Genomic DNA, 13,344 nt, shown 5'->3' on the forward strand with positions numbered 1-13,344 from the left:
AAGGTCGTATGGGGCTTCTTACTATTTAATAATGGACTAGTATTGCGTGCGCGGTTTATTATTTTTTCCGGCTGTTCCGCATTGCCGCCACTACAGTAACACTCTTGTCTTCCCCGTTTGCATAGCGTTCATATTCGGGTGAACCAACCTCATATAAAGCCAGTTTGCCTTCGGCGTTGAAATGAATGCCCCAGCCGTATTTTTTCGGCAGCATCGAAGCCCTCAGACATGCCATCGGCCGCTGGTAAAACTCATCTTTTAGCTGCGTTCCGTTCGCCTCAATCTCTTCCTGCGGTATCTCCTTGTGACGAACGTGCACCTCGAAGAGTAAATCTTCCTGGCTATATTGATAAGGATGATCAGCAACAAGATCGTACTCGATGCCGGGTTTGGTCTTGCCAGTTTTCTTCTCAGGCGGAACCAATCCCATCTCTGCGGGACAATCCGGCGCCACTTTGATAAAGGTATTATAGTAGTTCCACTCCATGCTAAGAATCCCCCTATTATCAATATTCCAATATCATCCATTATAAACGAATCGAGTTCAAATGATAAGGCGGCTACCAGATTCTACATCTGGCCGTTCCGGCTATAGTGTAACATTAATTTGCAAAACTGCTTCCCAAGCTAGATGATGTGTATTGCGCAAAATTTACTTGTCACGCCTCAATCATGAAGATCAATTACAATGATCAAATTCAAAGTAACATAGTTAGTTGGTTTATAGCGAAATAAGCAGCTTTGGCTTTATGGAGCAGGGTCGGCTCAGGCACACCTTTCTACAGCGAAACTGACTTCGCTATTTTGCGAACTTGATTCGCTGTAGACCTCGCATTCACTTGCAAAGCGAATTAGCGAAGCTGGTTCGCTTTTTAACGAACCTAACTTCGCTATGCACTATCTCAACGCAGGCGTTTCCCACATTAGCGAAGAGATTTTCGCTATCCGTGAACCTACGTTCATGAGTAGCGAAGATTGCTTCGCTGCGCTCTGGCTTGGCTCAGGCATACCCTCCTAGAGCGAAACTGACTTCGCTATTTTGCGAACCTGCTTCGTTATAGCCCCCGCATCACGCTTACAGCGAATGCAGCTTCGCTATTTGCGAATTCGCTTCGCTACTCCCCAGTGACTTCCGGCAGCTCCCCCGCTAATTGCCGGGCGAGCTGCCGGGCAACGTGAATGCCGCTCGCTGCCGCTTGCGACAGCGAATGCGTCACGCCGGAGCAATCACCGGCGGCATACAAACCAGGGACGCGCGTCTCCAGCGCTTCATTCGTCTCAATGCTTGGCGCGTAAAACTTGCCATCGATGCCGTATACCATCGTATCCTCGTCAATCGGCTCGCCAAGCAACCTCTCCAGCGCGGCCAAAAAATCAAGCAGCGCCTTCGTGTACAGCTCGGGAACCTCGTCCGCTAACTGACCTGGGTCGACCTGAAGCGTTGGCTTTACACGATTCTGCTGCATTATCCCCTGCTCAGTCGCCCTGCCGAGCTTCAAGTCTTCTAGCCGCTGAGCAACAATCCGCTCGCCGCCACGATTAATGCCACTAATAATGCCGCGTGCGAAGCTATCGGCCGCTTCCATAGAATCAAAATACCTCGGGACAAACAGCGTAAAGTTCAAGTTAGCCGAACCTTCCCCTTCGCGCTCCCGGAAATTTTGGCCGTCGGGCATGACCATTCCGTCCTGATGCTTGCGAATGACGCGGCCGCTCGGATTCATGCAATAGGTTGTCGCCATGTAGTCCTCGCCCACATATTGCAGCTTCGTCTCGAACGTTTCCCCCAAGATGGCATCCAGTTGGTTACCGCGCATCTCTACCCGCAGGCCAAGGTCCACTCTAACTGAGTCTTGTCCGATGCCAAGTGCCTGACATTGCGCAGCCATCCAATCGGCACCGCTTCGCCCCGTCGCAAAGACAAGCTTCCGCGTAGTCAACATCCGTCTTCCTTCCGCACCATCAAGCTCAAGTTTGAAGCCGCCGCCCTCCATCAACTGAATCGCCGCCACATCCGTCTCAAACGACAAAATGATACGGCTTAGCAAATAACGCTGCAGCTTCTCCAAAACAACAGTCGACAGCGCCGAGCCCAGATGGCGGGTTCTCGTCGTCAACACCGCTAGCCCTGCCTGCCGTGCGCGCTCTGTTAGTACCGGATTTTCTGTACTATAGTCGGCAGCAGCAGCCCCGCCATATTCACAGAGAACCGCATCCACTTCATCCATTAAAGCCATAGCGTTCTCGCTGCCGACCTTCCTTTCCAGACCGCCGCCAAAATCATTCGTATAGTTAAACTTTCCTTCCGATTTGCCCAGACCGCCAAAACCGATATATTTAGCACAGGCTGCACAGCTGCAGCTTTCTCCGAGGTCTAGCGGGCAGAACCGTTCCTCTACTCTTTTCCCCTTATCGATCAGCAAAATATTCAGCGGCTTCATTCCCTTCCGCCGTTCCTGAATTTTCGCCAATTCATGGGCTGCGAATACACCGCCAACTCCAGCACCAATAATCGTAACGTCATAATCCATATCTATCTTCACGCTTTTAGAGCTCCGAGGAATGGAAATCATATTCTTTTTCCACCTTGCATATTTTCACCTGATAGCTGGAGTACCATTGCTCCCGACCGGTCCGTTGAGCGGTCAAATGCTCCTCATTTCGCTTCCATTCGCGAATAGCCTCCAGGCTGTCCCAGTAGGATACCGTAATGCCTGCTCCTGAAGAATCTCTTACACTTTCAACACTAATAAAGCCGGGCTGCCGCGATGCAAGCTCCTCCATACGCTCGGCAATTACCCCATATCCATTATCGCCTTCCGTCCGTTTGCTGGTAAAAATAACGGCGTAGCGGCTGTCCAAATGTCCCGTTGTCTCCATTCGCTTCTCACCCTTCCAACCTAATCTTCCTACATTATAGCGCACCTGCTTCCCAGCCAACGACAAAAAAAGAGCCCCGCCGGACTCATCCGGACAAGGCTCCTTGCTTCCTATTATTCAAAAAGATCGGTTACTGCGCCTTTCGAAGCCGAGGACACCAGCCTAGAATACTTGGCCAAAACGCCTTTCGAAAATTTCAACGGCGGCTGAACCCAAGCTTGTGCCCGGCGCTCTATCTCCTCGTCCGTTACCTCGAAGCCGATTTCCTGTGTTTCACTGTCAATGACAACCTGATCGCCGTTTTGCAGCAGTCCGATTGGCCCGCCCACTTGCGCCTCAGGCGCGACATGCCCAATAACGAAGCCATGCGATCCGCCCGAAAATCTGCCATCCGTAATAAGTGCGACTTCTCCGCCCAATCCTTTGCCAACGATTAATGCCGTTACAGACAACATCTCCGGCATACCCGGCCCGCCCTTCGGCCCGCAATAACGGATAACGAGAACATCCCCTTTATGGATTTCATCGTTCAAAATCGCTGCCGTCGCCTCATCCTCGCTGTCGAACACTTTGGCCGGACCTGTAAAACGAAGCTTTTTCATTCCCGACATTTTCGCAATAGCGCCTTCCGGAGCTAGATTGCCTCTCAGAACGACAAGCGGACCCGTTGGCTTCAACGGCTGGTCGAACGGCCGAATGATTTCTTGATCCGCCTGCAGCGGTTCGGCATCCGCCAAGTTTTCAGCGAGCGTCTTGCCCGTTACGGTCAAGCAGTCCCCATGCAGCAGTCCTTGCTCCAGCAGCAGCTTCATTACGCCCGGCACGCCGCCGATATCATTCAAATCCTGCATGACGTATTTGCCGCTTGGCTTCAGATCCGCAATATGCGGTACGTTCAGACGAATCCGTTCAAAATCATCATAGGTAAGATCGACGCCAACTGAATGAGCAATTGCAGTCAAATGAAGAAACGCATTGGTCGAGCCGCCGAGTGCCATGACAACGGTGATCGCGTTTTCGAACGCTTTTTTCGTCATAATGTCCTTCGGATAAATTTCTTTCTCCAACAGCTCCAGCACCTGCTTGCCCGCTTCGGCGCATTCCACAGCCTTGCCTGGCGAAATCGCCGGCGTTGACGACGAGCCGGGAAGACTCATCCCCAGCGCCTCAGCAGCGGACGCCATCGTATTAGCAGTATACATGCCCCCGCAAGCGCCCGGTCCCGGACATACGCTGCATTCTACTTTATGCAGCTCTTTTTCCGTCATTTTACCATCATGATATTGGCCAACCGCTTCAAAAGCGGTAACGATATCGACGTCTTTGCCATCCAACTTGCCAGGCTGAATCGTTCCGCCGTACACATATACAGCGGGGATATTCATTCTCCCGATCGCCATGAGGCATGCTGGAGTATTTTTATCGCAGCCGCCAACAGCAACGAGACCGTCGAATCGCTCCGCATTCGTTACAATTTCGATCGAATCCGCAATCGTTTCCCGGCTTGGCAGTGAGAACAGCATGCCCTCATGCCCCATAGAAATACCGTCGGATACCGTAATGGTATTGAAAATAAGCGGGGCACCGCCGCTCGACTGAACTCCTTTTTTCGCATGAAGAGCTAGTCCGTCAATATGCATATTGCATGGCGTAACCTCGCTCCATGTACTGGCAACGCCAATCATCGGCTTCTTGAAATCCTCATCTTTAAATCCAACCGCCCGAAGCATCGCCCGGTTCGGCACCCGATTTGCGCCCTCGCTGATTACTTTACTCCGAATTCTTAAATCCTTACCGGTTGTCATTCTGATCCTTCCTTTCAACATGATCTGCTTATTAAAGGGGCTACACTGATTTTTATGATATATGCAATATATCGCATACATATATGGAATGCAAGATGTTTGTTTCTCGCTTTGCCTCTATTCAGTTCTTGCTGGCTTATGCTATGACTTCCGACATAAACAGCTTACGCCCCGTTATAGTAAATTACACATTGCGGAAAATAAAAAAACGCCTCTCGGCGTTTTTTTTAGATGGGTTTAAATGAGCGAGTACAACTCATTCATCGGCCGGATTAAATTTTGCTTCATAATGGCGGAAGCAGCTGCAGCATCTCTCTTTTCCAATGCGGAGATTAAAGCGGCATGCTCCTCAACTGAGCCTAGGGTCGTCGTGTTTGGCTGCTTCAAAAAAACATATTTAAATCTTCGGATATGGATTTGCAACGATGCGCTGAATGAAGCGATATAGGCATTATCCGACGCTTCCACGATCATATTGTGCAGCTGCTCATCGATCTCCATCGCCTGATACGGCTGTCCGCTATCAATTGCAGCGCCGAATTGTTCATTTAATAACTTCAGCGTCTCAATCTGCTGCGGCGTTATGAGGGCAGCGGCATGCTCCGCGGCTAGAGCGTGAAGCACAGCCATCGTCGGGTACATTTTCAAAATATCGTCTTTCTCGATGAGCGTCACTCGGGTTTCTTTTCCCGGATGCATAGAGACAAGTCCTTGCACCTCCAGCAGTTGGAGCGCCTCCCGAATCGGCGTGCGGCTTACCGCGAGAGATTCCGCCAGCTCGGCGTCGAGCAATTTTTCCCCAGGCAGCAATGTGCCTTCGATAATCCATCGTTGAAGCTGGGAGAAGGCCCGCTCTTTGGCCGTCATTCGGATCGGCGAAGCAAAATCTTTCGGTACCGGCATTGATCTCATCCTTCTCTATCTTTTTCTTCGCAATATATCGCATAAACATGCAGAATGCAAGCGTCACGGAGGTGAGTTTTGAGACCTGTTGGACTACCCATTGTGCTCGAATATGTGCAGGTTCAAGAACATAAAATGGTCCCATATTAAGCAGTATAATGAAGAGCATTTCAATGTCTACACCTTTAGCAGATACAACTGAAACGATTGCCTTGCATAAAAAATTTCGTTGACAGTCTCACATAACGGGTGATATATTGTTTTCATTCTAAAGCATAGTAATCAGGTCGGTTTTATTCAAATACTATGTTTATTTCAAGAGAGGATGTTCAACATGGAAAACAATCTGGTCACTGCCTTTCAGGAGAACTGGATTACACTAGGCGTTTCCGCAGTTCTTCTTGCACTGCTTTATTTTATGGCTAAAAAACGGGTCGGCTTCGGCACACGGGTGCTAGTCGCACTTGGTCTTGGTCTCGTTGCAGGCGTTATCTTCAACAACTTTCAATTGAAGTTTGAAGGCGTCGGCACAATCGGCTCGATCTATGTCAGCTTGATCCGCATGATCGTAATTCCGCTAGTATTTGTACTCGTCATTAACAGTATTATCTCTATAACCAACATTGCTTTTCTTAAAAAAATCGGTATCAAAACCGTTGCCTGGTTCCTCGGTACAACTGGCGTAGCTGCTATTATCGGCTTACTCGTTGCACTGGCAATCAACCCGGCCGGCACATTTGAGGCTAGTCAGCCTGAAGGATTCGAAGCCCGTGAAGTGCCAAGCTTCTTCCAGGTTATTCTCGATCTCGTGCCATCCAATCCGGTTAACGAAGCCGCTACTGGCAAAGTCCTTCCGGTATTGATCTTTGCACTATTCATTGCAATCGCAATCGTTAAAGTAGGCTCCAAAAAGCCCGAAGCCGTTCAGCCGGTTAAAGCGCTGTTCGCTTCCTTAACTGAAGTGCTGCATCAAGTTGTAAAATTCGTTCTTCGCTTCACTCCATACGGCGTGTATGCTCTGATCGCCGTTATGGCAGCCAAATATGGCTTGGAAACATTGAAGCCGCTGGCAACACTCATTCTTGTTAGCTATATTGCATTGATTTTGCATTTTGTCATCGTATTCGGCGGCCTCGTTGCCTTCGTTGGCAAGCTGAATCCGCTTCGCTTCTTTAAAAAGGCTTACCCTACAGTTGCCGTTGGATTTACAACCCGCAGCAGCTACGCAACTTTGCCAATCAACCTTGAAGTCATTACGAAACGCCTCGGCGTATCTCCGCGGATTGCCAGCTTTGTTGCTCCGCTTGGCGCTACGATGAACTTCAACGGCTGCGGCGGCATTTGGCCGGCTATCGTTTCCGTATTCGTTGCCAACATTTTTGACATGCAATTAAGCATTACGGACTACATCCTGATTGTTGCTGTCAGCGTTATTTCTTCCATCGGCGTTGCAGGTGTCCCTGGACCTGCCTCGATCTCAACAACTGTCGTATTGACGGCGCTTGGCCTTCCGCTCGAAGGACTTGCAATGGTTGTTGCCGTTGAGTCGCTGATCGACATGGGCCGTACTGCAGTTAACGCAACAGGAACTACGGTTACAGCCGTACTCGTTGCCAACTCCGAAGGCGAGCTCGACCGCGAAGTATTCAACAGCAATGACAATGATGCACTGGAATTGAACCCGGCTTAATAGCCGGCTTGCAGCAAAACTGCCCCTGATCACCAATGGTGATAGGGGCAGTTTTTTTGTTGCTTTGAAACTGGGATACTCCATCAGCTACAACTGTATTTCACCACTATCCTTATTCTAAGGTTTGGGATAGCACGAGCACTGCTGCTAGCCGCGAGAATAACGCCAACAGCGAAACGGCTTCGCTATTTTGACAAGTTTGCTTCGCTATCCGCTGATATGACTCGCTTCACAGACCTACAGCGAAGCAGGTTCGCTATTTTGCGAAGTTTGCTTCGCTACCTGATGATATGCCCCGTTTCACAGGTCTAGAGCGAAGCAGGTTCGCTATTTTGCGAACCTAACTTCGCTCTAGCATGCTTAGCAGCGTGCACTACCTCCTAGAGCGAACCTAATTTCGCTATTCGTGAACCTAGGTTCTCCAGTTGCGAAGCTAGCTTCGCTATTGGCTGATATGCCTCCCTTCACCAGCCTACAGCGAAGTTTGCTTCGTTATTTAACGAAGCTGCTTCGCTATCGGCTGATATGCCTCTGTTCCACCAGCCAACAGCGAAATTTGCTTCGTTATTTAACGAAGCCACTTCGCTGTTTGATGACTCCGTCTACTAACACCAGTATTGCTGAGTTAACGAAGCTACTTTGCTACAGAACAAAATCAGAGGTTACTCTAAATAACGTGTAAGTTACTGCTTCCTCGAGCCAACGTCGCTTAATCAAGCTACTCTATATTCGTCCTTACACCGTACTGTCCCGTTAACTCCCACCTCTACCCTACTCCCAGTAAACAACACTTCTTCGGCTAGCCGGCCGAGCAACTTGGCTAGTCTGCAACTCTACGCCATCAAACCCAGTTAGATCCTACCGCACACCTGCATGCATGTTTAGAACTCTGTATCTTCCCCGCCCTAACCACACATCCACGCAAGCAAACAAGGGCAGCCGATTGGCTGCCCTTGTTTGAATCTTTCTTATTTGCTAAGCAAGTTGTAAATAACTTGAGCTGCTTCTGCTCTTGTCGTGACGCCCAGCGGGTTAAGCTTGGCGTTGCTGCCGGAGACAACTCCGCCTTCAACCAGCGCTTTGAATGCTTCTGCAGCATAGCCGGCGATTTGATTCGCATCGCTATAGCTCGTAATCGTTGCATTCGTTTTCTTGGTTGGAAGCTCTCCGAGAATCGTTAGCGAACGATGCAGCAGCGTAAACAGATCTTGACGCGAGACGGCTTTGTTTGGCTCGAATTGATTGTCACCTGTGCCATTGGCAATGCCAAGACGCTTAGCTGCCGCCAGATACGGCGTGTAATACGTATTGCCTGCATCTGAGTAGTTATCTGTAGTATTGGCGTCTGCTTCGATACCATACGCATTAAGCAGCAGGACGATAAACTGGCCTCTAGTAATCGTTGCATTTGGACTAAAATGCGTATCGTCTGTTCCGTTAGCGATTTCCCTTGCCGCCAAATAATGTACCGCATTGGCATACCAAGCAGTTGGCGACACGTCCGCGAAGGTTACTGCATTCAGACCGATAATGTATTGCGAGAAATGCTTCGTTGCAAACTCTACCGTTCCCGTCTCCGCACGATATTGGCCGCGGATCGTCTCCAATCCTTCATCCGATACGTAATAAACGACAATCGCGTTCGCATCTTCTCCAGCTTTGAGTGTGTACGGAATGCTCACGTTAACCGTTCCGCCTCCGAAAGTAGTAATCTCCTTCTCGCCCGCAAAAATAGTCAAGTTATAAACCGGGCGGTCACCCAGCACTTCCTTGCCCTCTGCAGTAAGCTCACCCTTCGAGATTCTTACGTTAATGTTGTTCGAACCAGCTTCCGTTCCGATGCTTTTAACCGCTGCCGCATCCAGTACAATTGTGCCTACATTTGCAAAATCAAACTGTACAGCCGCTTTCGTGCTATCTCCAATTTGGGAGAAAGCACTGCCTGGAATCGTTACATCTGCGGACTTTGTTTGTGCAGGCGCATCGATCTTGATCGCTGCAAAAGCCGGTTTTCCTTCCGCTTCTGCCTTCTTGATATTCTCAAGCAGACCGTTCACCGCAGTCGTCGTAACGGTTGCACTTGTTGTGCCATCCGCTGCATTAGAGCTGGACACAGCCGTTATCGTTGTGGATCCAGAAGTACCCGGATTTGTCGTACCAGATCCGCCGGAAGCTGGAGGCGTACCGCCGCCTGTGTTGCCGTTGCCACCGTTACCACCATTGCCGCCATTACCTCCGCCGTTGTTACCGCCATCTCCGCCCCCAGTTGGAGGAACATATGCCGGAACGTCCAATTTCACAGACGGACTTGCCTTGTAGCCTTCTTTGGCAGCATATCGGATATAGTAAGTACCGGCGCCGAGACCCGTAATTGTAGTATCCGCAACTGGAGTGTATACCGTTGCTTGCGCCAGCTTGTACTCCAGACCTGCAACTGCACCAGTAATTTTGCCGTCATTATTGCTTGCTGACGTTGGCGCCGATGCCGCGAGTGGCAGTGAAGGAGCTGCCTGCGACGATTGACCTGTTAACGTTGGGAAGAGATTGTCCAATCCCTCTGTGTAGTTGTTATAATTGACACCCGTAGCGCCATTGCGCACATAATTTGGTTGGATATTTGTCCACGAGTACATGAGCTCAACATGGCCCAGAATTGGAGCCGCTTTGCCTTCCCCGTCTTTATGGTCTTTATCGTAAGTGAACAAGTACGGTACTTGAAGCTTGTTCGCAACAACCGTGTTGTTGTTAGCATCTACATAGCTTACATTGTTTCTCGACTTGTCGTAGAGCGTTACGATATTCGTCAAGTAAGTATTGACCAGATCGACATAAAGATTTGCATCCGGATGGCCGGTTGCCCGCACTTGAAGCCGGTTATTTGCGTGCGGGTCGTTCGTTGGGTTGGAGGCGTATACGCCTGCATCAAGCTTTGGATCCCACATGTAGATTTTATCGACATTGTAGGCTTTGGCATATTTGTTGATAAATTTGATCGCTGCTTGCGTATTCGGGCACCATGATCCTCCGAATAGAATCGCATACTTGCCTTCGCTGCCCAGTAAGCCCAGCAATTGATCATAAGTGACATGCTCAAATACGATCGATTGGTCTGAGCTATCAAAAATCGTCGCTTTTCCGTTCGTATTAAAGGCCGTCGTAAAATAATCAAAATCGTTAATCGTATCGATATTAGCCTTCCTAACGCCTTCAACTTCCTCGGAAACTTGGTCAAATAGTGCCTCTACCTGACTTCTATAGCTATCTGCTGCCAAATCACCAGCCTCTAAAGAAGCGATAATCGGAGCACGGCCGCCCTCCTCATCTACATGATCCTTATTGTAGATAAGCAAGTATGGCTCGTTCACTTTAGGCGCAGTTACTGCTCCCGCGCCAGCTTTATCATAGCTGACTAGTTCTTCCGAAGCCGTCTGCAGGTTAGTCAGATATTTATTGACAAGCTCCACGTAATAATCAGCAAACGGGCTGCTGCTGTCTGCAATATCCAGCGTTGCACCGTCCAGCTTGGTATCGAAATTATAAATCGTCTGAACACCGTATTGTTTGGCCGTTTCATTAATAATTCCGATATGCTCCTGTGTGCTGCCGCTCCAAGCCCCGCCGATCAAGACGGCAAAGGTGCCTGCACTGTCAAACAGATGAACGATATCCTCATAAGTGGCCGTTCTGAACACATGGTTCTCATCATTTAATCCGCTGTATACAGAATTGAAATAATTATAATGGCTTACTGCGCTTGATGAAGCTGCCGATGCACTTGGCGTTTGAAAAGCGGGCACGAGCAGCAATGCGGTCAAAAGCAAGGCTACGATTTTTTTAGAATTATAGGCTAGTTTCATATTGCTTCGATTCTCCTTTGGTTGAGTCTGATTTATCTAGGTTGAGTAAACTTCAGATTAGCAAATTTCTTCGTCCGAGCTGGAACCGGAAGAACCAGAACCGGAGGAAGAAGACGAAGAGCCGGAGCTAGAAGAAGAGCCCGATTCCGACGAACCGGAAGGCGCTGCTTTTTTCTCTTCCTTTTGAACGAAGCTTCCCGATTTCTTGTCCTTCGGCTGGGCTGTTGGCGCAGGTGCCGGAGCTTCTTGTGCTGGCGCGCTCGCTTGCGGCTGCTTCACTTCTGCAGCAGGCTTCGCTGTCGGCTGCACTTTATTATCCTCTGCCTTTGGAGCAGCGGTTGGTTGCACAGCAGGCTTGTCGTCACCTTTTGCTGCTGCCTGCGGCTGCTGCTTCGTTTCCGGTTTTGCAGCCGGCTCTGAAGTCTTCACTTCAGGCTTCGCCGTTGCTTCTGCCGCTGACAACTGCTGCTTCGTTTCCGATTTTGCAGCTGGCTCTGCCGCTGCCTTCACTTCAGGCTTCGCAACCGTCTCCGCAGCTGGCTGCTGTTTCTCCTCCGATACCGTCGTTGCTGTTGCATCTGCCTTCGGCTGCACGTCTGCCGGTGCCTCTGTCGCCTTTGGCTGCTCTCCAGCTGTCGTCGCTTGCTGCACGGCCGGTTCTTTCGTTGCCGCTGCTGCCGAATGATCACCAGATCCGTTATTTGCGAATACCGCCGCATACGTTACAACAAGAACTACTGCGGCGGCAGCAATAATTGATGCCGTTAATTTTTTTGTCCCGAGCTTTTTCATGATATAAAACAACCCTTTCGTTTCGCTCTTTGAGCTTAATGTTTTGCCATGACCCTGCTGTGTTCTTTTCTTTATTTGGATAAAAAAAGAAGACCCAACAAAGAGCAGTATTCGCTCATTGTTGAATCTCTGGCCGTCCAGTAGATTTATCATCCAATGTTATCCGATCAAGATGGTAAACTTTACATCCTGTTTTTTTATATTAACGGGCTATTTACATAGTGTCAATACATTATTCAATTTATCCTATCGTTTTTATAGGAATTATACTGAATAAAGTTTTAATTGACAGCATTTAAGAATAAATGGTAATATCTTCTCCCTGTCAAATTTACAAAGTTAGGAGGGATTTACACTTGATTCAGGTAGAAGGAATAAGCAAAGCCTTTCTGGTAGCCAAGCGGCCGCCAGGTCTTAAGCATGCTGTCAAATCGTTATTCCACCGGGAGTACACGAGAGTAGAAGCGCTTCAAGACATCAGCTTCCATATCCCCAAGGGAGAGATCGTCGGTTATATCGGACCTAACGGAGCTGGAAAATCGACCACCATCAAAGTAATGAGCGGCATTCTGGTGCCGGATCGCGGCAGCTGCACTATTATGGGTCATACACCATGGAAGGATCGCGTGGCTTATGTCAAAAATATCGGCGTCGTATTCGGACAGCGAAGCCAGCTGTGGTGGGACGTGCCGGTCATCGATTCCTTCGAGCTGCTTCGCGATATTTATCGGATTCCGCAGAGTGAATACAGCAGCATGCTCACCTTATTGACCGAGACGCTTGATCTGGGCAGCCTTCTCCACATGCCCGTAAGGCAGCTCAGTCTGGGACAGCGGATGCGCTGCGAAATTGCTGCTTCACTGCTGCACAGCCCCGACATCCTGTTCCTGGACGAGCCCACGATCGGTCTGGATGCCGTCTCGAAAATCGCGGTACGCAACTTCATCAAGACGATCAACAAGGAGAAAGGCGTTACGGTCATTCTCACCACGCATGACATGAACGACATTGAAGCGCTCGCCCATCGGATTCTGCTGATCGGCAAAGGCACCTTGCTCTACGACGGGAGCGTGCAAGGCTTGCGCGGCCGGTTCAGCACGAAACGGACGATTACGGCGGATTATCGCGAGAGCACAGTGCCGCTGCAGCTTCCGGGAGCATCTATCCTGTCCTGGACGCCAGACCGGGCCATCATTAGCGTGGATACCGAACAGGTGCTGATGGCGGAAGTGCTGACTCAGCTGTCCAGCCAAGTCGAGCTGCTGGATGTCGCCATTGATACACAGCCTATCGAGGATATAATCGTCCAAATGTACAAGGAGTACCAATTGTAATGAAGGCCTATATTTCTGTTTTCAAAATGCGCTTGAACAACGGCCTGCAGTACCGGGCGGCAGCGCTTGCCGGAATCGGTACT

General features: G+C 49.6%; 9 protein-coding genes. 2 read left to right on the forward strand and 7 right to left on the reverse strand.

The window, feature by feature from the left end:
* Nucleotides 1–58 precede the first annotated feature (58 nt).
* The 5 genes from TY10_RS20255 to TY10_RS20275 all read right to left on the reverse strand — a co-directional run bounded on the left by TY10_RS20255 (nucleotide 59) and on the right by TY10_RS20275 (nucleotide 5,588).
* A complete protein-coding gene (locus TY10_RS20255; RefSeq protein ID WP_042167447.1) occupies nucleotides 59–487 on the reverse strand; it encodes a DUF6157 family protein in 429 nt (142 codons plus the stop codon).
* Nucleotides 488–1,115: 628 nt separating this feature from the next.
* On the reverse strand, nucleotides 1,116–2,531 hold the full coding sequence (locus TY10_RS20260; RefSeq protein WP_042167539.1) for an NAD(P)/FAD-dependent oxidoreductase: 1,416 nt from the start codon (nucleotides 2,529–2,531) through the stop codon (nucleotides 1,116–1,118).
* A gap of 16 nt (nucleotides 2,532–2,547) precedes the next feature.
* Nucleotides 2,548–2,880, reverse strand: coding sequence for an antibiotic biosynthesis monooxygenase family protein (locus TY10_RS20265; protein ID WP_042167451.1), 333 nt, complete (start codon nucleotides 2,878–2,880; stop codon nucleotides 2,548–2,550).
* Between the two features lie 113 nt (nucleotides 2,881–2,993).
* Nucleotides 2,994–4,685, reverse strand: coding sequence for a dihydroxy-acid dehydratase (ilvD, locus tag TY10_RS20270; protein WP_042167454.1), 1,692 nt, complete (start codon nucleotides 4,683–4,685; stop codon nucleotides 2,994–2,996).
* A gap of 237 nt (nucleotides 4,686–4,922) precedes the next feature.
* Nucleotides 4,923–5,588, reverse strand: a complete 666-nt coding sequence (locus TY10_RS20275; RefSeq protein WP_042167456.1) for a GntR family transcriptional regulator — start codon at nucleotides 5,586–5,588, stop codon at nucleotides 4,923–4,925.
* 334 nt (nucleotides 5,589–5,922) lie between these two features.
* Here TY10_RS20275 and TY10_RS20280 point away from each other — a divergent pair, with 334 nt between their 5' ends.
* The gene (locus TY10_RS20280) at nucleotides 5,923–7,278 is read left to right on the forward strand and encodes a dicarboxylate/amino acid:cation symporter (protein WP_042167459.1); all 1,356 of its coding nucleotides are present in this window, start codon (nucleotides 5,923–5,925) and stop codon (nucleotides 7,276–7,278) included.
* 968 nt (nucleotides 7,279–8,246) lie between these two features.
* On the opposite strand, the gene TY10_RS20285 is transcribed toward TY10_RS20280, so the two are convergent.
* Nucleotides 8,247–11,135, reverse strand: a complete 2,889-nt coding sequence (locus TY10_RS20285) for an S-layer homology domain-containing protein (RefSeq protein WP_042167462.1) — start codon at nucleotides 11,133–11,135, stop codon at nucleotides 8,247–8,249.
* Between the two features lie 57 nt (nucleotides 11,136–11,192).
* A complete protein-coding gene (locus tag TY10_RS29090) occupies nucleotides 11,193–11,927 on the reverse strand; it encodes a hypothetical protein (protein WP_155985988.1) in 735 nt (244 codons plus the stop codon).
* Nucleotides 11,928–12,283: 356 nt separating this feature from the next.
* Between TY10_RS29090 and TY10_RS20295 the strand changes: the two genes are divergently transcribed.
* On the forward strand, nucleotides 12,284–13,261 hold the full coding sequence (locus tag TY10_RS20295) for an ABC transporter ATP-binding protein (RefSeq protein WP_337588377.1): 978 nt from the start codon (nucleotides 12,284–12,286) through the stop codon (nucleotides 13,259–13,261).
* Nucleotides 13,262–13,344: the final 83 nt, after the last annotated feature.

The sequence above is a fragment of the Paenibacillus gorillae genome, assembly GCF_000513275.1.
GTDB classification, from domain to species: Bacteria; Bacillota; Bacilli; order Paenibacillales; family Paenibacillaceae; genus Pristimantibacillus; species Pristimantibacillus gorillae.

What these genes read in the sequence shown, in the direction of transcription:
- TY10_RS20255 (WP_042167447.1), bottom strand. Translation starts at nt 487, where the DNA reads ATGGAGTGGAACTACTATAATACCTTTATCAAAGTGGCGCCGGATTGT.
- TY10_RS20260 (WP_042167539.1), bottom strand. Translation starts at nt 2,531, where the DNA reads ATGGATTATGACGTTACGATTATTGGTGCTGGAGTTGGCGGTGTATTC.
- TY10_RS20265 (WP_042167451.1), bottom strand. Translation starts at nt 2,880, where the DNA reads ATGGAGACAACGGGACATTTGGACAGCCGCTACGCCGTTATTTTTACC.
- ilvD (WP_042167454.1), bottom strand. Translation starts at nt 4,685, where the DNA reads ATGACAACCGGTAAGGATTTAAGAATTCGGAGTAAAGTAATCAGCGAG.
- TY10_RS20275 (WP_042167456.1), bottom strand. Translation starts at nt 5,588, where the DNA reads ATGCCGGTACCGAAAGATTTTGCTTCGCCGATCCGAATGACGGCCAAA.
- TY10_RS20280 (WP_042167459.1), top strand. Translation starts at nt 5,923, where the DNA reads ATGGAAAACAATCTGGTCACTGCCTTTCAGGAGAACTGGATTACACTA.
- TY10_RS20285 (WP_042167462.1), bottom strand. Translation starts at nt 11,135, where the DNA reads ATGAAACTAGCCTATAATTCTAAAAAAATCGTAGCCTTGCTTTTGACC.
- TY10_RS29090 (WP_155985988.1), bottom strand. Translation starts at nt 11,927, where the DNA reads ATGAAAAAGCTCGGGACAAAAAAATTAACGGCATCAATTATTGCTGCC.